This is a genomic window from Pseudomonas sp. CK-NBRI-02, assembly GCF_008124495.1.
Taxonomy (GTDB): domain Bacteria; phylum Pseudomonadota; class Gammaproteobacteria; order Pseudomonadales; family Pseudomonadaceae; genus Aquipseudomonas; species Aquipseudomonas guariconensis.
Genome location: NZ_VSJH01000015.1, coordinates 122847 through 143173 on the forward strand (window position 1 = coordinate 122847; position 20327 = coordinate 143173).

The window sequence follows — 20327 nt, forward strand, 5'->3', positions numbered from 1 at the left end:
CGGTCTCGGTGCGTGGCGCGGGTGATAACGAGATAACACCCAAGGGGTCGGTGTCGAACACGTTACCGTCGGTCGCGGGCCAGCGAGCCTAGGCTGCCTGCGCCAAGGTAGGTTACCGGCCTGATGCGCGGGTGCCAGGCCAAAGCCAAGGGAGAGAGTTCATGCGTTCGCAGTGCAGTCCCAAGGATCACCTGCTAGACCTCGATGGCGTCGAAATTGCCGTGCGTTGCTGGGGGCCGGAGGACGGCATCCCCGTGCTCGCCTTGCACGGCTGGTTGGACAATGCCGCTTCGTTCGAGCGGCTGGCACCTTTGCTCGATGGGTGCTTCGTGGTGGCGCCGGACCTGGCCGGCCATGGTCGGTCGGACCACCGGCGCGATGACAGCGGCTATTACTTGTGGGAACACGCCGAGGACATGCTGGCCGTTGTCGACAGCCTGGGGCTCGGGCATTTTCATGTGGTGGCCCACGGCATGGGCACCGGCATCGCTTCGCTGCTGGCGGCGCTCACCAGCAGCATCGCCAGCATGATCTTCCTCGATGGCATGGGCGTGCCGTTTACCGTGGCGGCCGATGACCGCGTCCAGCACCTGGCCCGGGCCTACCGTCTCAAGCGTATGGTCCGGCGCAGCCGGCTGCAGGGGTTCGCCGAGCCTGGCGGCTGTCAGTTCGATGACGTGGAGTCGGCGTTGATGCAGCGGCGCAACCGTCTGGACAGTACGTTGTCGAGTGAGGCGGCACGTCTTTTGGCGTTACGCGATCTGCTGCAGGTGGGCGATGGCTACTGCTGGCGCCACGACCCGCGCCTGGTCTTGCCCGAACCGATGCCGTTGACCGAGCATGAGGCCTGTGACTTGCTCCGCCAGATTGCCTGCCCGCTGTACCTGATGCTGGGGCGCCAGGGGGCGTTCGCTGGCGACGGCTTCGAGCAGCGCCAGGGCGCCTTGCCCGAGCATGCCCGGATCACCTGGCACCCAGGTGGTCATCACTTCCATCTTGAGGCGCCTGACCGAGCGCTGGTCGACCAGATCCTGCGGGTGCTGGCCAGCCACGACAGCGCCCAGTTGCAGCGTCTGGTCAACGAGTAAGCAAAAGGCGGGGCTGTCGGCAGGCGTTGGGATGGGCTATGTTGCCTGGGTACCCTTTCAGGGTCCGCCATATGGAGCAGCGGCATGCCACCTTTCGCCATCCGGCACATCGATCATATCGTCCTGCGGGTCCAGGATCTGGAGCGCAGCATCGCCTTCTACCGCGACCTGCTCGGCTGCCAGGTGAGCCGAACGCGTGAGGATCTAGGAATGGTCCACCTGGCGGCAGGGACTGCGATGATCGACCTGGTGACCCTCGACGGTCCCCTGGGACGCCCGGGCGGGCCGGCGGCGAACGGGCAGGGCAACAACCTTCATCACTTCTGCCTGCGTATCGAGCCGTTCGACGAGCAAGCCCTGACCACCTATCTGCAAGCGGCCGGCGTGACCGTCGAACCTGCGCAGAAGCGCTACGGCGCCGAGGGCGAAGGCCTGTCGCTGTATTGCTTCGACCCGGACGGCAACCAAGTGGAACTCAAGGGGCCGCTGACTTGAACAGGGGGCAGTCGTGCCTCCCAGCGCCTATGGAGAGTACTCAGCTGCGCTAGGCGCTGGCTCAGGTTCAGAACCTCTTCGAAGGAATGACTCTAAGAGGAAACGGCCCTACGAAGAGCACCGTCGTGGTTCGACAGTCGATTGGCTCACCCGCTACCCCAGCTCAAGCGCTGGCCCTGCTGCTTCTGGCCCTGGCGATGATCGTGGTTTCAGGCGTGGCGCCTGCCCACCGCGCCGACTGGCTGATGGAAAACATCGTCCCCTTGGCCTTGCTGCTGGCCCTGGTGTCGGGTTGGCGCTGGCTGCGCCTGTCACCGTCGGCCTATGTTGCGATCGTGCTGTTGTTCGCCATCCATGAACTGGGCGCACATTACACCTATGCCCAGGTGCCCTATGACCGTTGGGCCAAGGCAGTATCGGGCCACTCCCTGGATGCTGCCCTGGGCTGGCAGCGCAATCAGTACGACCGCCTGGTGCACCTGAGCTATGGTCTGCTGTTCTATCGGCCGCTGCGCGAAACCCTGTGGCGCCTCACTGTGCTGCGGGGCGCCTGGCTGGTCGTGCTGACGCTCACTGTGGTGCTGGCCACGTCGGCCCTGTACGAGTTGATCGAATGGGTGGGGGGCCAGTACGTGGGCAAGGACACCGCCCAGGCCTTCGTCGCCACCCAGCGTGACCCGTGGGATGCACAGAAGGACATGGCACTGGCGCTGCTCGGCGCATTGACGAGTAGCGTGCTGGGCGGCCTGTGGCGCGCCTGGCGCGATCGTCGACCGCCGATGCAATGCTGAGGAACATCGCCGGCACTGCTGGCGTCTTCCGGGATATCGGAGCGCGGCCAACAGGAGGTGATCATGTCCGCTCAAGCCAATGCCCGCGAGGCCGCAGACAGCACACTGCTGGAGCTGTTGCGTCGCCATGCCGAGCCGTTGCCGCATATCGATACCCCGATGTTCGGCGCTCTGTTCGACCGATACGCCAATGCCAAGGTGGTGCTCATCGGCGAGTCCAGCCATGGCACGCAGGAGTTCTACCGAACCCGGGCGGCGATCACTCGGCATCTGATCGAGCGGCACGGCTTCAACATCGTGGCCGTGGAGGCCGACTGGCCCGATGCGGGCCAGCTCGATCGCAAGGTCAGGGGGATCGACCCCATGCCGGTCCAGGACCCGGCTTTCGGCCGCTTTCCCAGCTGGATGTGGCGCAACGCCGAGGTGAGCGAGTTCATCACCTGGCTGCGCGGCCACAATCACACCCTGCCGCTTGCCGAGCGCACCGAGTTTCGCGGCCTGGACATCTACAGCTTGCGAAATTCGATGGCACAGGTGCTCAGCTACCTGGACCGCACCGATCCCGCGCTGGCCCACCAAGCCCGCCAGCGATATGGCTGTCTCACGCCTTGGCAGGACGACCCGGCCCTGTACGGACATTTTGTCGAGCGCGCAGGCCAGGCCCCCTGTGAGGACGCGGTCGTGCAACAGCTCAACAGCTTGCTCGCCAAGCGTCTGGCAGATGACGGCGAAGCGTTTTTCAGCGCTACCCAGAACGCCCGGGTGGTGCGTGCCGCCGAGCAGTATTACCGCGCCATGTATCGTGGCGGGGCGGCGTCGTGGAACCTGCGGGACAAGCACATGTTCGACACGCTCCAGGCCGTGCTCGCCCATCGGGGCGCCTCGGCCAAGGCCGTGGTCTGGGCGCACAATTCCCATATCGGCAATGCTGCCGCCACGCTGATGGGCTGGCGCGGCGAGTTCAACCTGGGCCAACTGTGTCGTACCGCTCTTGGTCGTGAGGCGGTGCTGATTGGCATGAGCACCGACCGCGGCCAGGTCGCGGCAGCCGATGACTGGGACGGCGAGGTGCGCATCCAGGAGGTACTGCCTTCGCGGCCAGACAGCTGGGAGCGGCGCTGGCTCGATGCCGGCGTTCCCGCCTCGTTGACCGACTGGCGCGGGGACGGCGCCGAGGCCCTGCGCGACGCGCTGAGCGGGACCTTGCTGGAGCGCGCCATCGGGGTGATCTATCGGCCGCGCACCGAGCGCCAGAGCCATTATTTCGAGGCGGTCCTGGGCGAGCAGTTCGACGCCTTGGTATGGATCGAGCAGACCAACGCCCTGACGCCACTGCCGGTACCCGCCGGTGTCAGCCACGAGGACGATACCTTCCCATTCGGAGTGTGAAGCCATGAAGCCTGATGTTTCTGCGCACGTGTTGTTCAAGGACCGTCGCCAGGCCGGGCGGGCTTTGGCCCAGGCACTTAAACCCCGTCTGCAGGGGCGGCCTCTGGTGCTGGCATTGCCGCGTGGTGGCGTGCCGGTCGCCTTCGAGGTGGCCAAGGCGCTGGGTGCACCGCTCGATGTTGTGCTGGTGCGCAAGATCGGCGCGCCAGGTAATGAAGAGTTTGCCCTTGGCGCGGTGGCCGAGGGCAATCCGCCGTACTGTGTGGCTGACCAGGCGATGATGGCGCTGTTTGGCGCCACGCAGGTCTGGTTCGATGCCGAGCGAGACCGACAGTTGCTGGAAATCGAACGTCGACGGCAGGTGTATTGCGGCGATCGGCGGCCTGAAATCAGCTGGCACGAAGTGGTGCTGGTGGACGATGGTATTGCCACCGGCAACACCGCCCGGGCTGCATTGCTCGCCCTGATTGCCGCCGGGCCGTCGCGGTTGCTGTTCGCGGCGCCCGTAGGGGCGCGGGAGGCGCTGGCCATGCTGAGCCCGTTGGTAGATGAGCTGGTCTGTCTGGAAGCGCCCGAGCCGTTTCGCGCGGTGGGTCTTCACTACGAGCAGTTTGATCAGACCCGCGATGAAGAGGTGGTGCGGTTGCTGGCACAGAGCCGGGCATTTGAATCAGCGCCATCTGTTCGCGGGTAAATCGTCTGGGCGAACGCCCTGTGGTCGGTGTGCCATGGCTACATCGGCAAAGCCGATTATGCTTCAACTGACCTTGCTGCGACCCTTGGCGCTTCGCCTGTCGTGTTTCGCGCAAGTCCTAGGGCCTGGGTGTACGGGATGAGTGCATGAGAGGCACCTGCGGCCTGCAACCTAGAGACGGAGGCAACCCATGGCGGTCATCGACAGCACATCCACAGGCAGCGCGCCCCAGCGTGGCATCACTCGGGAGGAGCGCAAGGTCATCTTCGCTTCATCCCTCGGCACCGTGTTCGAGTGGTACGACTTCTACCTCTACGGCTCCCTGGCGGCGATCATCGCCAAGCACTTCTTCGCCGGGGTCAACGAGACCACTTCCTTCATTTTCGCCTTGCTGGCCTTTGCTGCCGGGTTTGCCGTGCGGCCGTTCGGGGCCATCGTGTTCGGCCGTTTGGGCGACATGATCGGGCGCAAGTACACCTTCCTCATCACCATCGTCATCATGGGCCTGTCCACCGCGGTGGTCGGCGTGCTGCCCGGCTATGCCGCCATCGGCGTGGCGGCGCCGATCATCCTGATCACCCTGCGGCTGTTGCAAGGTCTGGCGTTGGGCGGTGAGTACGGTGGAGCGGCGACCTACGTGGCCGAGCATGCACCCAAGGGTAAACGTGGTTTCTTCACCTCATGGATCCAGACCACCGCAACCTTGGGGCTTTTCCTCTCGTTGCTGGTGATCCTGGCCTGCCGCACGCTGCTGGGTTCGGAGGCCTTCGAGGATTGGGGCTGGCGCATCCCGTTCGTGCTGTCGATCCTGCTGCTGGCGATCTCTGTTTACATCCGCATGCAGCTCAACGAGTCGCCGGTGTTCATGAAGATGAAAGCCGAAGGCAAGGCTTCCAAGGCGCCGCTGACCGAATCCTTCGCCCGCTGGGACAACCTCAAGGTGGTGATCATGTCGCTGCTCGGCGGCACCGCCGGCCAGGCAGTGGTGTGGTACACCGGGCAGTTCTATGCGCTGTTCTTCTTGCTGCAGATGCTCAAGATCGACCCGCAGACCGCCAATCTGCTGATCGCAGGCTCGCTGTTGATCGGCACGCCGTTCTTCATCTTGTTCGGCAGCCTGTCCGACCGCATCGGGCGCAAGAAAATCATCATGGCCGGCTGCATCATCGCCGCGCTGACCTACTTCCCGATCTTCAAGGCCCTGACCGAGTACGGCAACCCGGACGTGTTCGTCGCTCAGGAGCAGAACCCGGTGGTTGTGGTCGCCGACCCGGACCAGTGTGCATTCCAGTTCGACCCGGTGGGTAAGGCCAAATTCACCAGCTCGTGCGACATCGCCAAGAGCTTGCTGGCCAAGCGGGCCATACCGTACCAGAACGAACGCGCCGAGCCAGGCAGCGTGGCGCAGATCCGCATCGGCGAGCGGGTGATCCCAAGCTTTGACGGCAGGGCGTTGCCCCCGGCGGACTTCAAGGCCCAGAGCGAGCGTTTCACCGCCACCCTCGGCAGTGCGCTCAAAGAAGCGGGCTATCCTGAAAAAGCCGATCCCGCCAAGACCCACTACCCGATGGTGCTGTTGCTGCTGACCTTGCTGGTGATCTACGTGACCATGGTCTACGGGCCGATCGCCGCATGGCTGGTGGAGCTGTTCCCGGCGCGCATCCGTTACACCTCCATGTCGCTGCCGTACCACATCGGTAACGGCTGGTTCGGCGGTTTCCTGCCGACCGTGGCATTTGCGATGGTGGCCGCGACGGGCGATATCTACTACGGGCTGTGGTACCCGATCGTCATTGCGGTGATGACCGCGATACTGGGGACTTTCTTCCTTCCCGAAACCAAGGATCGGGACATTCATCACGCCTGAGTGGCGCAGTCGAAGGGGCGCTATGCGCCCCTTCGCGGGTCAATCGAAACAGCCGCGCAAGGCGAAGCGGTAACCGATATCGACCCCGGTGGCGCTGCCGCGACCGGGGGTTTTCTTCAGCACGAATTCGAAGGCTGGCTCGTACAAGCCGTCGCGCAGCACGGCACCTGCGAGCACCTCCACGTGGTACCAGCCGTTGTCCAGCTCGATGATGGGTCGGCCGGGTTGCTGGTAACGTGCGAGCAAATCGCCCAAGGCCTTGGGCGTGAAGTGCTGCAGAATGCGCCAGGTAAACAGCATCAACGAGCGGTTCTGCACCTGAAGCACATAGCCCGGCCGACGGTGCTTGAGGCGGCTGCCGGCGGCGAGCAGGGCGGGGGTGTCGTCGCCCAGGCTGAAGATGATCCGGTAGGGCAGGTTCTCGACCCCGGCCAACGGCAGGACGATGCCCTCGAGCACTGCCTGGTCGCCGCTGTCGCCATGGGTAAAGGCGTGGGCCAAGTCGTCCGGCAGCGCGTGTTCTTCCTTGAAGCGATGAAGCAGCTGGATATCGCCCAGGATGAAGTAGTCGATCAGATCGTTCAGGACTTCGCTGAATTCGTAGCGCATTGGGTTTTCCTTGTTATGGCTGCGCTGGTGAGGGCCGCTGACTGTAGCGCAAGGCCTTGAGGCTGTCTTCAGATAGCCTTCAGATTAGCCGCCGATACTCCCCCCAACGAAACGTCCCCTGGGGGGATTTCCATGAGCGACGCACATTGGCGTGCCTTGTTTCCGCTGGCCATCGGTACTCATGCCGAGCGCGGTATGGCGCACCTGACCCTGAGCCTTGCGGGCGAGCCAGACCGCAACTCGATCGAACATTTCATCCATCAGCGTTTTGCTTCGATCCACCACGCCGATGTCCATCACTATCTGCCTGAGCTGCTCGGGCTGAGCGACAGCCATGGCCGCCTGATCGCCGCTGCAGGCATGCGCCTGGCCGGGGACGGGCCGTTGTTTCTCGAGCGCTACCTGGACGAGCCCGTGGAGCAGGCGGCCTCGCGCCTGGCCGGTGCACACGTCAACCGGCAACAGGTGGTCGAGGTGGGCAATCTTGCAGCGCTCAGCGCCGGCAGTGCCCGCATCATGATCATCGTCGTGACCTGGCTGCTGGCTGCGCGAGGGCTGGAGTGGGTCGCCTTCACCGGCGCCTCGACGCTGGTCAACAGCTTTCACCGCCTGGGTTTGGTGCCGACGTTGCTGGCCGACGCTGACCCGGACCGGCTCAATGGCGAGCGCGACCATTGGGGCAGTTACTACAACCAGCACCCCCACGTGTTCGCCGGCAACATCGGCCTGGGCCATGACGCGCTGATGCGCGCGGGCGTGTTCCAGCGCCTGGGGTTGCCTGCGGCGTTACAGGAGTCCGGTCATGCCGCATGAGTTGCAGGCGTTTCGCGAGGTGCTGAACCTGCATGCCCGTCAGCGCGCAGCGCTGGTCGCGCTGCAAGGGGCCGTAGGCCGTTATGACTATGGCCAGTTGTCGAGCGAGGTCCAGCAGCGCGAGGCCTGGTTGCGCGCTCAGCCGCCAGGTACCTTCGCCCTGGCCCTGGACAACGGGCCCGAGGCAGTGTTCTGGGACCTGGCGGCGCTACTGGCCGAACGCCCGTGCGTGATCGTGCCGCCGTTCTTCACGCCGGCGCAGGTCCGTCACAGCCTCGACGACAGCGGGGTGACCCTGATGCTGGCCGAACCTGACCTTGCACCGACGCTGCAGGCGGCAGGCTTCAATGAGAGAGAGGGCGTCTGGTCCCGCCAGGTGCAGGTGGCCAACGCCCTGCCGGCGGGCACCCTCAAGATCACCTACACCTCCGGCAGCACAGGGGCTCCCAAGGGGGTGTGCCTGGGGGCCGACGCGATGCTGCGGGTGGCCCGTGAACTGGAGGCGGCCAGTCGGCCGTCGGCGCCGAGCACGTACCTGGCGGTGCTGCCCTTGGGTGTGCTGCTGGAAAACCTCGGCCTGTACGCGGCCTTGCTGGCCGGCGCCCGTGTCATGGTCTATCCGCAGGCACACCTGGGCATGCGGGGCGCAGGACAGATCGACTGGAAGCGCTTGCTGGGCAGCATCGCCTTGAGCGGTGCCGAAAGCTTGATCCTGGTACCGCAGCTGCTGCTGGGGCTGGTGAGCGCCATCGAGCATGGCTGGACCCAGGTCGGCCCGCTGCGTTTCGTCGCCGTGGGCGGGGCACGCGTGGCGCAAAGCTTGTTGGCGCGCGCCGAGGCGGTGGGCCTGCCGGTGTTCGAGGGCTACGGGCTGTCTGAATGCGCATCGGTGGTTTGTCTGAACCGTCCGGGGGCACAGCGACCTGGCAGTGTCGGGCGCCCCTTGCCCCATGTGCAGGTGCGTATCGCCGAGGACGGCGAAGTGCTGGTGGCCGGCTCGACCCTGCTGGGCTACCTGGGCGAGCCGCCCTTCACCGGGCAGTGGTGGCCCACGGGCGATATCGGCCACTTCGACGGCGATGGCTATCTGTACCTCGCAGGACGCAAGAAGAACCAGTTCATCACCAGTTTTGGGCGCAACGTCAACCCTGAATGGGTCGAGGCGGAGCTGACCCAGGGTGGGGTGATACTCCAAGCCTTCGTCCATGGCGAGGGCTTGGCCCGCAACGTGGCGCTGCTCTGGCCACTGGACCCGAACATCGGGGACCCGCTGATCGAGCAGGCCGTGGCCCAGTGCAATGCCGGCCTGCCGGACTACGCCCGTGTACACGCCTGGCGACGCCTGCCCGAACCCTTCAGCGCCGCCAGTGCCACCCTGACCGCCAATGGCCGTCCGCGCCGGGACCAGATCCTGCAGCGCTACCACGGCTTGTTATCCGCGATTGCTGACTCATGAGGCCTGTCATGTCCTTCTTTGAAACCCTCCAAGCACGAACCACCCAGGAACGCGGCGCCCTGTTCAGCGTGCCTGTCATTCGCGATGCACTCGCCGGTACCGTCAGTCTGGAGGGTTACGTGGCTTTCCTGACCCAGGCCTATCACCACGTGCGCCATACCGTGCCGCTGATGATGGCCTGCGGCGCACGACTGCCCGTGCGCCTGGAATGGCTGCGCGGTGCGGTGTGCGAATACATCGATGAAGAATACGGCCACGAGCGTTGGATCCTAGATGACATCGCGGCCTGCGGCGGTGACCCCGACCAAGTGCGCAACAGCCGCCCGGCGCTGCCGATCGAACTGATGGTAGCGTTTCTCTATGACACCATCGCCCGGGGCAATCCGGTGGGGCTGTTCGGCATGGTCAACGTGCTCGAAGGCACCAGCATTGCCCTGGCCACCCAGGCTGCAGGCACCATCCAGAGCAGCCTTGGTCTGCCGGACAAGGCTTTCAGCTACCTCAGTTCCCACGGCGCGCTGGACCAGGACCACATGGTCACCTACCGCGGCCTGATGGATCGTCTGGACCAACCCGAAGACCAGGAGGCGGTGATCCACGCCGCCCAAGTGGTGTACCGGCTGTACACCGAGATGTTCCAGGGCCTGCCGCGTGCCACCGGGCAAGAGGTGCGCCATGCGTCTGTCTGAATGCTCGGCGGTACTGACCGGGGCCAGCGGTGGCATTGGCCTTGAGCTGGCGAGCCAGCTGTGCGCGGCCGGAGCCAGGGTGCTGGCGGTCAGCCGGCACATGGGCCCGCTGGCGGGGCTGATGAACCGCTACCCCCAGCAGTTGCGTTGGCAATCGGCCGATCTGCGCAGCCCGGCCGGGCGCCAGGCCGTGATCGCTGCGGCACGCGCCCACGGCGGGGCCAATCTGCTGATCAATGCCGCCGGCGTCAATCGTTTCGCGCTGTTCGAGCAACTCGACGAGGCAGCCCTGGATGACCTGATCGACCTCAACATCAAGGCCACCCTGCAGCTGACCTGCGGGTTGCTGCCACTGCTACGCGAGCAACCCCGGGCGTTAGTGGTGAACGTCGGCTCCATCTACGGCTCGATCGGCTACCCCGGCTATGCCACCTACAGTGCCAGCAAGTTCGCCTTGCGCGGGTTCTCCGAAGCCCTGCGCCGGGAGCTTGCCGACACCTCGGTGAACGTGCTGTACGCCGCACCCCGGGCGACCCGCACCAGCATGAACAGCAGCGCCGCCACCGCTTTGAACCAAGCGCTCAAGGTCGGGATGGATGACCCAGGCGACGTCGCCAAGGCCGTACTCGACGCCGTGCAGGCCGAGCGTAGCGAGTTGTACCTGGGCTGGCCGGAAAAACTCTTCGTGCGCCTCAACGGCATGCTGCCCGGCATAGTCGACCGGGCGCTGCGCAAGCAGTTGCCGTTGATCCGCCGCTACAGCGATGCCAACAGCAAGGAGTCGAACAAATGAGATACCTGATCCTCGCCGGCCTGCTGGCCGTCGCCCCCTTCACCTGGGCCCTGGACCAGGCGGGTACCCAGCGTCTGACGGATGTCCAGCAGCGCTGGGCGCAGATCCAGTACACATTGCCCAAGGCCCAGCGCGCCGATGCGCTGGAAAAACTCGCCGCTGACAGCGGTGCGTTCGTGCGCCAATACCCAAGCTCGCCTGAGGCGCTGATCTGGGACGGCATCGTCAACAGCAGTTGGGCTGGCGCCACGGGCGGTCTGGGGGCGCTGGGCAAGGTCAAGGCTGCCCGCGCCAGTCTGGAAAAGTCCATCGCCATGGACCCGGCCGCCCTCCAGGGCTCGGCCTATACCAGCCTTGGGGCGTTGTACGACCAGGTGCCGGGTTGGCCCATCGGGTTCGGTGACAGCGACAAGGCCGAGGCGATGCTGCGCAAGGCACTGGCGCTCAATCCCGAAGGGATCGACAGCAATTACTTCTGGGCCGACCATTTGGTGCGCGAAGGCCACTATGCCCAGGCCAGAGCGGCCTTGCTCAAGGCACGTCAGGCACCGGCCCGACCCGGACGGGAGCTGGCGGACCAGGGCCGGCGTCAGGAAATCGATGCTTTACTCAAGAGCATCCAAGACAAACAGGACTGAACATGCGGCTGCTGCTGGTGGAGGATGACAGGGCATTGGGGGAGGGGATTTGCGACGGCTTGCGTCAGGAGGGCTATACGCTCGACTGGTTGCAGGACGGCATCAACGCGCTGCACGCCCTGCGCCATGAGCCTTTTGACCTGGTGGTGCTGGATCTGGGGTTGCCGCGCCTGGATGGCGTCGAACTGCTTCGGCGTGTGCGCTTGGACGGCAATGCGGTGCCGGTGTTGATCCTCACGGCGCGTGATGCCACCGAAGACCGGATCGCAGGGCTGGACGCCGGCGCCGACGACTACCTGATCAAGCCGTTCGATCTCAACGAGCTCAAGGCCCGTCTGCGCGCCTTGTTGCGCCGCAGTGCCGGCCGGGCCCGGCTGGTGATCGAACATGCCGGGGTCGCGCTGGACCCGGCGACTCAGCAGGTCAGTTACAACGGCCAACCGGTGGTGCTCACGCCCAACGAGTACCGGCTGCTGCACGAGTTGCTGGCCCAGCCGGGCAAGGTGTTCACCCGCGAGCGCTTGACCCAACTGCTGTATGGCTGGGGTGAAGAACCGGAGAGCAATACCCTGGAAGTGCACATCTATCACCTACGAAAAAAGCTGTTCAACGGGCTGATCCGTACCGTGCGTGGCATCGGCTACCTGGTGGAAGGCAAGCCATGAGTTCGCTGCGTCGACGCACCTTATGGCGGGTCATGCTGGTGCTAGTGCTCGGCAGTGCTTTGCTGGCCCTGTACAACTATCACGACAGCCGCCACGAAATTGCCGAGGTCTATGACGCCCATCTGGCACAGAACGCCCGGCTGCTGCAGGGCGTGTTGAGCCTGCCACTGCACGAGCAGCACCGCGAAGACCTCTATCAAGCCTTGGACGTTGCCTTGGGCAAGGCCGGGCGGCGCGGGGTCGGGCACCCCTACGAGAGCAAGCTTGCGTTTCAGGTCTGGCGCGACGATGGCCCGTTGCTGGTGCGTACACCGAGCGCGCCAGCATTCGTCACGCCGCCGGCCACGCCAGGGTTTTCCGATGTGGTGGTGGATGGACGGCAATGGCGCAGTTTTGTCCTGCCGGTGCCCGACCAGCACTGGATCATCTGGGTGGGGGAGCGTAGCGATGTGCGCGCCGACCTGGTCGGGCGGATCGTACGCCACACCCTCCTGCCGTTTCTGTTGGGCAGCCTGGCACTGGCGCTGTTGGTATGGTTGGCCATCGGTCGCGGCCTGATGCCGCTGCAGAACATGGCCCAGGTCATCCGCGGGCGGCACGCCGAATCCCTGGCGCCGCTGCAACTGGTGCCGTTGCCGCGCGAGCTTGAGCCGATGCAGGCGGCCATCAACCGGCTGCTGGCACAGATCGAGCAGTTGCTGCGCCGCGAGCACCGCTTCATCGCCGATGCCGCCCACGAAATGCGTACGCCCTTGGCGATCCTGCGCCTGCATGCGCAGAACGCCCAGACCGCCACCTCCGAGGAGGAACGGCAAAAGGCCTTGGGCTTTTTGATTGCAGGTGTCGATAGGCTTGGCCGGGTGGTCAACCAATTGCTGACCCTGGCACGGTTGGAACCGCGCCTGGCGCAGCACAACCGGGAGGTGATCGATCTGGAGGAACTGGTGACCGAGCATCTGGCCGAGCTGACGCCGTGGATTCTCGAGCAGGGCCAGGAGCCTTCGCTGGAGATCGCCCCCGGTGACTATCACCTGGCAACCGATGCCAGCGCCTTGGTCATCGCTCTGCAGAACCTGTTGACCAATGCGGTGAACCATTCCCCGCCTGGCGGCCGGATCCGCGTGTCGCTGGCGCAGGTCGAAGAACAGGTACTGCTCTGCGTGGAGGATGAAGGGCCCGGAATCGACGAAGCGGACCTCGAGCGGGTGTTCGAACGCTTCTACAGCAAGGATTCCGCCAATGGCGAGGGGTTGGGGTTGTCGATCGTCAGCATGATCGCCAAGCGCCTGGGTGGCAGCGTGCAGCTGTGCAACGTTGCCCCCCATGGGCTGCGGGCGACCGTGCGCCTGGAGGCCGGCACGTCTCAGTGACGCTGGGCGATCTGGATCAGGTTGCCACAGGTGTCGTCGAACACGGCCACGGTCACCGGGCCCATGGCGGTCGGCGGTTGGGTGAAGCGCACCCCGGCTGCGCACAGGCGGGTGTACTCGGCCTGGATATCGCGCACCCCGAAAGATGTGGCCGGGATGCCATCCTGCTTGAGGGCGGTCTTGTAGGTCTTGGCGGCGGGATGGGCATCGGGTTCGAGTAGCAACTCCACACCGTTGGGGTCGTTGGGCGAGGTGAGGGTCAGCCAGCGGTGCTGGCCCATGGGAATGTCATGCTTGGGTTCGAACCCCAGCACATAGTGGTAGAAGGCAAGGGCCTTGGCTTGGTCGTCGACCAGAATGCTGGTGATCACGATCTTCATAGGCGTGCGTCCGTTCTGCGGGCAGTTACCTGCAAGTAAAGACGCTCTGGACACGTTCACCACTCCCTGTATGGGTGAGCCCAGTGTTGCATCCAGGGGCTGCGGACACAGCGGCGTCGCCAGCACGCCGCCGTCCCGGGTGTTGAAAGGGCCGCGGGGCGGCCCTGGACTCAGTGTTGGCGCAGGAACGCCAGCAACCGCTGGTTGACCTGCTCGGCCGCCTCCATCTGCACCATATGGCCCATTCCTGGAATCACCACCGTCTCGGCGTCCAGCCCCTGGGCCTGGGTGGCCGGAATGATCGCGTCCTCCGCGCCCCAGATCACCAGCACCGGATGCTGTCCCAAAACGCCGCGCAGATCGTGCCGTTGCCGATTACCGTCGGCAATGGCCGAGGCCAGTTGGCGCAAGGCGCTGTCGACGCCTTCCAGGCGCTTGAACTTGAGCATGTCCTCGAGCATTTGCCGGGTCACCAGGCCCGGGTCGGCGAACAGCTGGCTCATCGCGGGCTTGAGGGCATTGCGGCTGCCGGCCTCGACGAAGGCTTGCAGGTAGCCTGCATTGATCGCTTCGCCAAGGCCCGCGCTGGCGATCAGCCCCAGGCTCGCCACCCGCTGGGGAGCCAGGCGGGTGAGGTTCAGGCTCACGGCGCCGCCCATGGAATGGCCGACGAAATGGGCGCGGGGAATGTCCAGGTGGTCGAGCAACGCCAACACCGCTTCGCTCAATTCATCCAGATCCCCCTGTTGCAGGGCTTTGGTCGATTCGCCGTGGCCGGGCAGGTCGAGGGCGATGACGCGGCGCTCGCCGGCCAAGGTCGGGTGATTGAACAGCCAGTTGTTGAGGTCACCGCCAAAGCCATGTACCAGCACCAGCGGCGTGCCGCCTTCGCCGAGTTCGAACCAGCGCAGCAAGCGATTGCCTACCTCGGCCTTCTGCGGGACCGGCCCCTGGCTTTGGTCGGCACTGCCCTCGGCGACGAACTCGGCCTGGAAGCGCTGTACCACCGCGTCGATCTGTGCCTCGTCGGCTTCGCCTTCGACCACCACCGCGAGCAGGGCGCCCACTGGCAGGGTTTCGTCAGGCCTTGCCACGACGCGGCGCAGCACGCCGCTGAACGGCGCCTCGACGCTGCTGCTGATCTTGTCGGTCTCAACGTCCAGCACTTCATCGCCTTTATTGATGACGTCGCCTTCCTGCTTGAGCCAGGTGTCGACCCGGCCTTCGGTCATCGACAGCCCCCATTTGGGCATGGTCAGGGTATGGATCTGGCTCATGCGGCGCTCCTTTTGGCTTCGATCACCTTGCGCACGGCGGTTTCGATTTTCGTAGCGTCCGGTATGTACAGGTCTTCGAGTGCGTCCGAGAAGGGCACCGGTGTGTGGGGCGCGGTGACCATCTCGATCGGGCCCTTGAGGGCGCCGAAGGCCTTCTGCGCCACCAGGGCACTGATGTCGGTGGCCATGGAGCAACGCGGGTTGGCTTCGTCGATCACCACCAGCCGACCGGTCTTCTCGACGCTTTCAAGGATGCTGTCTTCGTCCAGCGGGCTGGTCGTGCGCAGGTCCAGCACTTCGCAGTCGATGCCCTGACGCGCCAGGTTGGCGGCCGCTTCCATGGCCACATGGACCATGCGACCGTAGGTCACCAGGGTCACGTCGTCGCCGTCACGCAGGAAGTTGGCCTCGCCGAACGGGATGCTGTAGACCTCCTCGGGCACCTCGCCCTGCAAGCCATAGAGCAACTTGTGCTCGCAGAAGATCACCGGGTCGTTGTCGCGGATCGCCTGGATCAACAAGCCTTTGGCGTCATAGGGCGAGGATGGGCAGACCACCTTCAGGCCGGGGATGTGGGTCCACAGGGAGGTGAGCATCTGCGAATGCTGGGCGGCGGCACGCAGGCCCGCGCCGTACATGGTGCGCATCACCAGGGGGGTGACTGCCTTGCCGCCGAACATGTAGCGGAATTTCGCCGCTTGGTTGAGGATCTGGTCCAGGCAGCAGCCAGCGAAATCCACGAACATCAGTTCGCACACCGGCCGCAGGCCTTGGGTCGCGGCGCCGACGGCAGCGCCCACGTAACCGATTTCCGACAAGGGCGCGTCCAGCACGCGGCCAGGAAACTGATGGTAGAGGCCCTTGGTGACGCCGAGCACACCGCCCCAGGCATCGTCCTCACCGGGGGCGCCGGCGCCGCCAGCCACGTCTTCGCCGATGATGAACACCGTGCTGTCGCGGCGCATTTCCTGCGCCAGCGCTTCGTTGATGGCCTGCTGGTAGCTGATCTTTCTTGCCATGGTGGTTCTCCTGTTGTTCTTGTAATCCGCAGCTCATGGGTAGGCGACGTAGACGTCGGTGAGCAGGTCGGCGGGCTGTGGCTTGGGATCGGACTTGGCACGGCGCACGGCGTCTTCGATCAAATCCTCGACGCGGGCGTCGATGGCATCGAGCTGGTCGTGGGTGAGCAGGCCGGCGTGGGTGGTCTTGTTGCGAAACTGCAGCAGGCAGTCGCGTTGTTCGCGCAGGTTCTTCACCTCGTCCGGGGCACGGTAGGTCTGGGCGTCGCCTTCGAAGTGGCCGTAGTAGCGGCTGAGCTTGACCTCGATCAGCGACGGACCTTGCCCTGCGCGGGCGCGCTCGATGGCCGCCCCCGCGGCCTCGTACACGGCGAAGAAATCAAATCCATCGATGGTCACGCCGGGCATGCCGAAGCCGGCGGCGCGGTCGGCAATGTGATCGCACGCCACCGACCAGGTCGACGCGGTGGCCTCGGCGTAGCCATTGTTTTCGGCGACGAAGATGCAGGGCAGGTTCATGATCGAGGCCAGGTTCATCGCCTCGAACACCGCCCCTTCATTGGAGGCGCCATCGCCGAAGAAGGCCACCGACACGTCATCGCGGCCCTTGATCTTGGCTGCCAGGGCAGCGCCAGCCACCAGTGGAGCGCCGGCACCGACGATCCCATTGGCGCCGAGCATGCCTTTTTCCAGGTCGGCGATGTGCATCGAGCCGCCCTTGCCGCCACAGACCCCGGTCTTCTTGCCGTAGATCTCGGCCATCATGCCGTACACGTCCACGCCCTTGGCGATGCAATGGCCATGGCCGCGATGGGTCGAGGCGATGCAGTCGCTGTCGCGCAGGTGGGCCATGACCCCGGCAGCAGAGGCTTCTTCGCCGGCATAGAGGTGGACGAAGCCAGGAATCTCGCCGGTGGCGAACTCCACGTGCAGGCGTTCTTCGAAGGCACGGATGGTGCGCATCACTTCATAGGCATGCAGCAATTGTTCGGAACTGAGGTGAGTGGACATCTTGTTGTTCTCCAGGGTTGTCTCAACACGGGTGTGCAGCGAAGTGCCGGTGATCGCGAGGGACCTCCAGCAGGTGATGGCGGGCGGCGTAGGCCAGCACGGCCTCGACATCGACCGTGAGGGGGCCGTTGGCATCGAGGGTCACGGTGGGGGTGTCGTGGGGGGCGAATTCGATCTCGCGCTCGCCATCGAGCGCCAGGGTGCCGCTGGCGAGGGTCAAGGGGTAGGCGACGCCGGGCTCCAGCGGGCCGCAGGCGTTGATGCCGCACGCTTGCAGCAGGCCAGGGGCCAGGGGCGCGAGTAGGGCCTGTTCGCTGTCGGCGTCCAAGTGCACCCAGGCGCCATGCCGGTCCTGGCGCGACACCGGGCACCATAATCCGCACAGGGCCGAGAGACCGATGGCGTGGGGTTCGGCGAAGCAGGCAAACACCTCGGCCAGGTCATCGCTGCGGCTCAGGGCGCGGGCGCCGATGAAGCGCTGGGGCGATACGGCGACCTCCACCAGCGCCCACTCGCACAGGCCCTGTTCGGGGACGTGCACCAACAGACGCTTGTTGCGGCGCAGGCCGATTCCGGCCGGGACTCGTCCACTGGCTTGCAGCCCTCCGGCCAGGCCCGCGCTGGTGGCCTCGCGCAGCTCGGGGAAGGCATTGTTGGTGCCGGTGGACAAGGTCAGCAGGGGTACGTCACCGGCCTCGGTGGCCACCGCCTTGTGAGTGCCGTCACCGCCGAGCACGGCGATCATCGCCACGCCGCGCTCGACCATGCGGCGGGTGGCCAGGCGCGTATCGGCCACGGTCTGGGTGAGCGGCAGGTCGAGTACTTCCAGGGCGGGCCAGTGTTGGCTGCGGGCGATCGGGCCGGCGCTGGCCTTGAGTACGGCGGCGGCGATGCCGGTCATGTCGGTTGGCAGCAGTACCTGGGCGATGCCGGTGGCGCCGAAGGCGGCGAGCAGGCGCTGGATAGCCGAGGCCTTGTCGGTACTCGAATAAAGCCCGGCGTTGGCGGTCAGGCGGCGCAAGTCGCGGCCGGAGGCTGGGTTGGCGATGATGCCGATGGTCGGGGCAGGTTGCGGCATGGCGCACCTCGGTTTCTTGTTTGCCAGTGCTTGAGCAAGCGCAGTGCCAGGTTGGCCTGGCTCGCCTGTAAGGCCTGTGGCAGAGCGTCTTCATGTTTCTCTGGCCGCGATTGGCGCAGTGCCGGGCGAGACGCCGGGTGCCAGCCAGGCCCGGACGCAGGCGAGACGCTGAGACGCAGCGTCTCAGGTCGGCCGATGATCACGCAGCGCTTGTCGGGCACGGCTTGCAGGCGCTTAATGGCCGCACAACGACAAGAACATGAGAACCGGAGGCCCAATGCTTGCCGCGAACTCCCGAGCCCATGTCGATTGCGTCAGCCGGGTGCTGAAGAACGCCGAGCGCCTGCCCCAGGCGCCGGTGCCGACGCTGATCCTCGACTCGTGGCGCCGCTCCATGGACCTGTACCGCCTTGATCCTGGATCCTTGCAGGGGCCGCGCATCCTGTCCCAGGCGGTGCTCAACGAGTGCCGTGAGCGTGCCGAGCTGTTCCTGCGCATTGCCAGCGACGCTGTGGCCCGCTTGCACGCGCAGGTGCGCGGTGCCGACTACTGTGTACTGCTCACCGACGCCCAAGGGCGCACCATCGACTATCGGGTCGAGTCGGCCATCCGCAACGACTGCCGCAAGGCCGGGCTGTACTTGGGCACGTGCTGGTCGGAAGGCGAAGAGGGTACCTGCGGGGTGGCGGCGGTGTTGACCAGCAAGGCGCCGATCACGGTGCACAAGCGCGATCACTTTCGCGCTGCGTTCATCGGCCTGACCTGCACGGCCGCGCCGGTGTTCGATCCGCAGGGGGAGTTGCTGGGCGTGGTGGATGTGTCTGCGTTGCAGTCACCGGACGACCGGCGCAGCCAGCACCTGATCCGCCAGTTGGTGGAGCAGACCGCACGCGAGATCGAAAACGCGTTTTTCATGCACAACGCCCAAGGCCACTGGGTGATGCGCGCCCACGGCACCCCCGGTTACGTGGAAAGCCAACCGGACTATCTGCTGGCCTGGGATGCCGATGGTCGCCTGCAGGCGATCAACAGCCTGGCTCGCCAGCGCCTGCTGGAGGGCCTTGGGCGGCTGCCGGTGCATATCGGTGAATTGTTCGACCTCGACCAACTGCGCGATGCCAGCGATGCCTGCGCCCAGCGCCTGCCTGGCTGGGGCGGGCTCTATGGCCGGGTGAGTGCACCCCAGCGCCGGGCCCGGCCAGCGGTGGTGCAGCCGGCCCAGGACACGCGCATCGAGCAGCACCTGCGCTTGGCCACGCGGGTGAAGGACTGCAACCTGGCCGTGCTGGTGCAAGGCGAGACCGGTGTGGGCAAAGAAGTCTTCGCCCGCCAGGTGCACCAGCAAAGCCTGCGCCGTGAAGGGCCTTTCGTCACCCTCAACTGCGCGGCGATCCCGGAAAACCTCATCGAGAGCGAACTGTTCGGTTATGTGGCCGGGGCCTTTACCGGCGCGTCGAGCAAGGGCATGCAAGGCCTTTTGCAGCAGGCCGATGGCGGTACGCTGTTTCTCGACGAAATCGGCGACATGCCCTTGAACCTGCAGACGCGTCTGTTGCGGGTATTGGCCGAAGGTGAAGTGGCGCCTTTGGGCGCGGCACGTCGCCAGCGGGTGGACATGCAGGTGATCTGCGCCACCCATCGGGATCTGGCTGCGATGGTGGCCGAGGGGCGTTTTCGCGAGGACCTGTACTTCCGCCTGGCCAATGCGCGCTTCGAGTTGCCACCGCTGCGCGAGCGGCACGACCGGTTGGGGTTGATTCATCGACTGTTGGCCGAGGAAGCCGCGGCCTGCGGCGTCGATGTGACACTGACGGACGCAGCGCTCGAAGCGCTGCTCACCTATCACTGGCCGGGCAACCTGCGCCAGTTGCGCCAGGTGCTGCGCTACGCCTGTGCGGTCTGCGATGGCGGGCAGGTGAGGCGCGAGGATCTGCCCGAAGCGGTGCGCGGCGTGGGTGCGACAGCTGCCGAGACGACCTGCGACCCTGCGCGCCAGTTGCTGCTCGACGCGTTGATTCGGCATCGCTGGAAACCGGCAGATGCGGCCAAGGCACTGGGCATCTCGCGGGCGACCCTGTACCGGCGTGTCCACGAGCACGGCATCGAGATGCCGAGGATGAAAGGCTGTTGAGGTATCGGTAGGCCTGTGCGCCATTCGCGGATGAACCTGCTCCTACCCGGTCAGCGCAGCCTCTGTGGGAGATT

At 65.5% G+C, this 20327-nt stretch carries 20 protein-coding genes; 14 read left to right on the forward strand and 6 right to left on the reverse strand.

The window, feature by feature from the left end:
* Positions 1-161 precede the first annotated feature (161 nt).
* The 6 genes from DQ397_RS11580 to DQ397_RS11605 all read left to right on the forward strand — a co-directional run bounded on the left by DQ397_RS11580 (position 162) and on the right by DQ397_RS11605 (position 6324).
* Positions 162-1088, forward strand: a complete 927-nt coding sequence (locus tag DQ397_RS11580) for an alpha/beta fold hydrolase (RefSeq protein ID WP_043214052.1) — start codon at positions 162-164, stop codon at positions 1086-1088.
* A gap of 84 nt (positions 1089-1172) precedes the next feature.
* Entirely contained in the window at positions 1173-1583 is a 411-nt protein-coding gene (locus DQ397_RS11585) for a VOC family protein (RefSeq protein ID WP_043214049.1), read from the forward strand.
* A gap of 125 nt (positions 1584-1708) precedes the next feature.
* The gene (locus tag DQ397_RS11590; protein WP_232092024.1) at positions 1709-2374 is read left to right on the forward strand and encodes a DUF2238 domain-containing protein; all 666 of its coding nucleotides are present in this window, start codon (positions 1709-1711) and stop codon (positions 2372-2374) included.
* A gap of 63 nt (positions 2375-2437) precedes the next feature.
* Entirely contained in the window at positions 2438-3763 is a 1326-nt protein-coding gene (locus tag DQ397_RS11595; protein ID WP_043214046.1) for an erythromycin esterase family protein, read from the forward strand.
* Between the two features lie 4 nt (positions 3764-3767).
* Positions 3768-4457 (forward strand): phosphoribosyltransferase, encoded by a 690-nt coding sequence (locus DQ397_RS11600; RefSeq protein ID WP_043214044.1) that lies wholly within the window; start codon positions 3768-3770, stop codon positions 4455-4457.
* Positions 4458-4647: 190 nt separating this feature from the next.
* Positions 4648-6324, forward strand: a complete 1677-nt coding sequence (locus DQ397_RS11605; RefSeq protein WP_043214043.1) for an MFS transporter — start codon at positions 4648-4650, stop codon at positions 6322-6324.
* A 39-nt stretch (positions 6325-6363) separates the two neighbouring features.
* On the opposite strand, the gene DQ397_RS11610 is transcribed toward DQ397_RS11605, so the two are convergent.
* On the reverse strand, positions 6364-6933 hold the full coding sequence (locus DQ397_RS11610; protein ID WP_043214041.1) for a hypothetical protein: 570 nt from the start codon (positions 6931-6933) through the stop codon (positions 6364-6366).
* A gap of 132 nt (positions 6934-7065) precedes the next feature.
* Between DQ397_RS11610 and DQ397_RS11615 the strand changes: the two genes are divergently transcribed.
* The 7 genes from DQ397_RS11615 to DQ397_RS11645 are packed head-to-tail and all read left to right on the forward strand — an operon-like array spanning position 7066 to position 13357.
* Positions 7066-7746, forward strand: coding sequence for a thermostable hemolysin (locus DQ397_RS11615; protein WP_043214037.1), 681 nt, complete (start codon positions 7066-7068; stop codon positions 7744-7746).
* The gene (locus DQ397_RS11620) at positions 7736-9202 is read left to right on the forward strand and encodes an AMP-binding protein (protein ID WP_043214035.1); all 1467 of its coding nucleotides are present in this window, start codon (positions 7736-7738) and stop codon (positions 9200-9202) included. The genes DQ397_RS11615 and DQ397_RS11620 overlap by 11 nt, the downstream gene beginning before the upstream one ends.
* A gap of 8 nt (positions 9203-9210) precedes the next feature.
* Positions 9211-9891, forward strand: coding sequence for a TenA family transcriptional regulator (locus tag DQ397_RS11625; RefSeq protein ID WP_043214033.1), 681 nt, complete (start codon positions 9211-9213; stop codon positions 9889-9891).
* A complete protein-coding gene (locus DQ397_RS11630; protein ID WP_043214031.1) occupies positions 9878-10684 on the forward strand; it encodes an SDR family oxidoreductase in 807 nt (268 codons plus the stop codon). Before DQ397_RS11625 ends, DQ397_RS11630 begins: the two co-directional genes overlap by 14 nt.
* Entirely contained in the window at positions 10681-11322 is a 642-nt protein-coding gene (locus DQ397_RS11635; RefSeq protein ID WP_043214029.1) for a tetratricopeptide repeat protein, read from the forward strand. The genes DQ397_RS11630 and DQ397_RS11635 overlap by 4 nt, the downstream gene beginning before the upstream one ends.
* Positions 11323-11324: 2 nt before the next feature.
* On the forward strand, positions 11325-11987 hold the full coding sequence (locus DQ397_RS11640) for a response regulator transcription factor (RefSeq protein ID WP_043214027.1): 663 nt from the start codon (positions 11325-11327) through the stop codon (positions 11985-11987).
* Positions 11984-13357 (forward strand): sensor histidine kinase, encoded by a 1374-nt coding sequence (locus DQ397_RS11645; protein WP_148921549.1) that lies wholly within the window; start codon positions 11984-11986, stop codon positions 13355-13357. The genes DQ397_RS11640 and DQ397_RS11645 overlap by 4 nt, the downstream gene beginning before the upstream one ends.
* Here DQ397_RS11645 and DQ397_RS11650 read toward each other — a convergent pair.
* The 5 genes from DQ397_RS11650 to DQ397_RS11670 all read right to left on the reverse strand — a co-directional run bounded on the left by DQ397_RS11650 (position 13351) and on the right by DQ397_RS11670 (position 18122).
* Complete coding sequence (locus DQ397_RS11650; protein ID WP_043215929.1) at positions 13351-13737, reverse strand: VOC family protein; 387 nt, start codon at positions 13735-13737, stop codon at positions 13351-13353. The genes DQ397_RS11645 and DQ397_RS11650 overlap by 7 nt on opposite strands.
* A 170-nt stretch (positions 13738-13907) precedes the next feature.
* A complete protein-coding gene (locus DQ397_RS11655) occupies positions 13908-15014 on the reverse strand; it encodes an acetoin dehydrogenase dihydrolipoyllysine-residue acetyltransferase subunit (protein WP_043215930.1) in 1107 nt (368 codons plus the stop codon).
* Positions 15011-16033: an alpha-ketoacid dehydrogenase subunit beta gene (locus tag DQ397_RS11660; RefSeq protein WP_148921550.1), complete on the reverse strand. Its 1023-nt coding sequence runs from the start codon at positions 16031-16033 to the stop codon at positions 15011-15013. The genes DQ397_RS11655 and DQ397_RS11660 overlap by 4 nt, the downstream gene beginning before the upstream one ends.
* Positions 16034-16066: 33 nt before the next feature.
* On the reverse strand, positions 16067-17044 hold the full coding sequence (locus DQ397_RS11665; protein WP_043215900.1) for a thiamine pyrophosphate-dependent dehydrogenase E1 component subunit alpha: 978 nt from the start codon (positions 17042-17044) through the stop codon (positions 16067-16069).
* 22 nt (positions 17045-17066) lie between these two features.
* Positions 17067-18122 carry an ATP-NAD kinase family protein gene (locus DQ397_RS11670; protein WP_043215899.1) on the reverse strand — a complete coding sequence of 352 codons (1056 nt, stop codon included), beginning with the start codon at positions 18120-18122 and terminating at the stop codon, positions 17067-17069.
* Between the two features lie 277 nt (positions 18123-18399).
* Here DQ397_RS11670 and DQ397_RS11675 point away from each other — a divergent pair, with 277 nt between their 5' ends.
* A complete protein-coding gene (locus DQ397_RS11675; protein ID WP_090342603.1) occupies positions 18400-20253 on the forward strand; it encodes a sigma-54-dependent Fis family transcriptional regulator in 1854 nt (617 codons plus the stop codon).
* Positions 20254-20327 lie beyond the last annotated feature (74 nt).

Excerpts from the sequence above, each read along its gene's own strand:
- DQ397_RS11610 (WP_043214041.1), bottom strand. The coding sequence starts at position 6,933 with ATGCGCTACGAATTCAGCGAAGTCCTGAACGATCTGATCGACTACTTC.
- DQ397_RS11675 (WP_090342603.1), top strand. The coding sequence starts at position 18,400 with ATGCTTGCCGCGAACTCCCGAGCCCATGTCGATTGCGTCAGCCGGGTG.
- DQ397_RS11640 (WP_043214027.1), top strand. The coding sequence starts at position 11,325 with ATGCGGCTGCTGCTGGTGGAGGATGACAGGGCATTGGGGGAGGGGATT.
- DQ397_RS11630 (WP_043214031.1), top strand. The coding sequence starts at position 9,878 with ATGCGTCTGTCTGAATGCTCGGCGGTACTGACCGGGGCCAGCGGTGGC.
- DQ397_RS11650 (WP_043215929.1), bottom strand. The coding sequence starts at position 13,737 with ATGAAGATCGTGATCACCAGCATTCTGGTCGACGACCAAGCCAAGGCC.
- DQ397_RS11580 (WP_043214052.1), top strand. The coding sequence starts at position 162 with ATGCGTTCGCAGTGCAGTCCCAAGGATCACCTGCTAGACCTCGATGGC.
- DQ397_RS11655 (WP_043215930.1), bottom strand. The coding sequence starts at position 15,014 with ATGAGCCAGATCCATACCCTGACCATGCCCAAATGGGGGCTGTCGATG.
- DQ397_RS11625 (WP_043214033.1), top strand. The coding sequence starts at position 9,211 with ATGTCCTTCTTTGAAACCCTCCAAGCACGAACCACCCAGGAACGCGGC.
- DQ397_RS11600 (WP_043214044.1), top strand. The coding sequence starts at position 3,768 with ATGAAGCCTGATGTTTCTGCGCACGTGTTGTTCAAGGACCGTCGCCAG.
- DQ397_RS11605 (WP_043214043.1), top strand. The coding sequence starts at position 4,648 with ATGGCGGTCATCGACAGCACATCCACAGGCAGCGCGCCCCAGCGTGGC.
- DQ397_RS11665 (WP_043215900.1), bottom strand. The coding sequence starts at position 17,044 with ATGTCCACTCACCTCAGTTCCGAACAATTGCTGCATGCCTATGAAGTG.
- DQ397_RS11660 (WP_148921550.1), bottom strand. The coding sequence starts at position 16,033 with ATGGCAAGAAAGATCAGCTACCAGCAGGCCATCAACGAAGCGCTGGCG.
- DQ397_RS11595 (WP_043214046.1), top strand. The coding sequence starts at position 2,438 with ATGTCCGCTCAAGCCAATGCCCGCGAGGCCGCAGACAGCACACTGCTG.
- DQ397_RS11635 (WP_043214029.1), top strand. The coding sequence starts at position 10,681 with ATGAGATACCTGATCCTCGCCGGCCTGCTGGCCGTCGCCCCCTTCACC.
- DQ397_RS11585 (WP_043214049.1), top strand. The coding sequence starts at position 1,173 with ATGCCACCTTTCGCCATCCGGCACATCGATCATATCGTCCTGCGGGTC.
- DQ397_RS11615 (WP_043214037.1), top strand. The coding sequence starts at position 7,066 with ATGAGCGACGCACATTGGCGTGCCTTGTTTCCGCTGGCCATCGGTACT.
- DQ397_RS11620 (WP_043214035.1), top strand. The coding sequence starts at position 7,736 with ATGCCGCATGAGTTGCAGGCGTTTCGCGAGGTGCTGAACCTGCATGCC.
- DQ397_RS11670 (WP_043215899.1), bottom strand. The coding sequence starts at position 18,122 with ATGCCGCAACCTGCCCCGACCATCGGCATCATCGCCAACCCAGCCTCC.
- DQ397_RS11645 (WP_148921549.1), top strand. The coding sequence starts at position 11,984 with ATGAGTTCGCTGCGTCGACGCACCTTATGGCGGGTCATGCTGGTGCTA.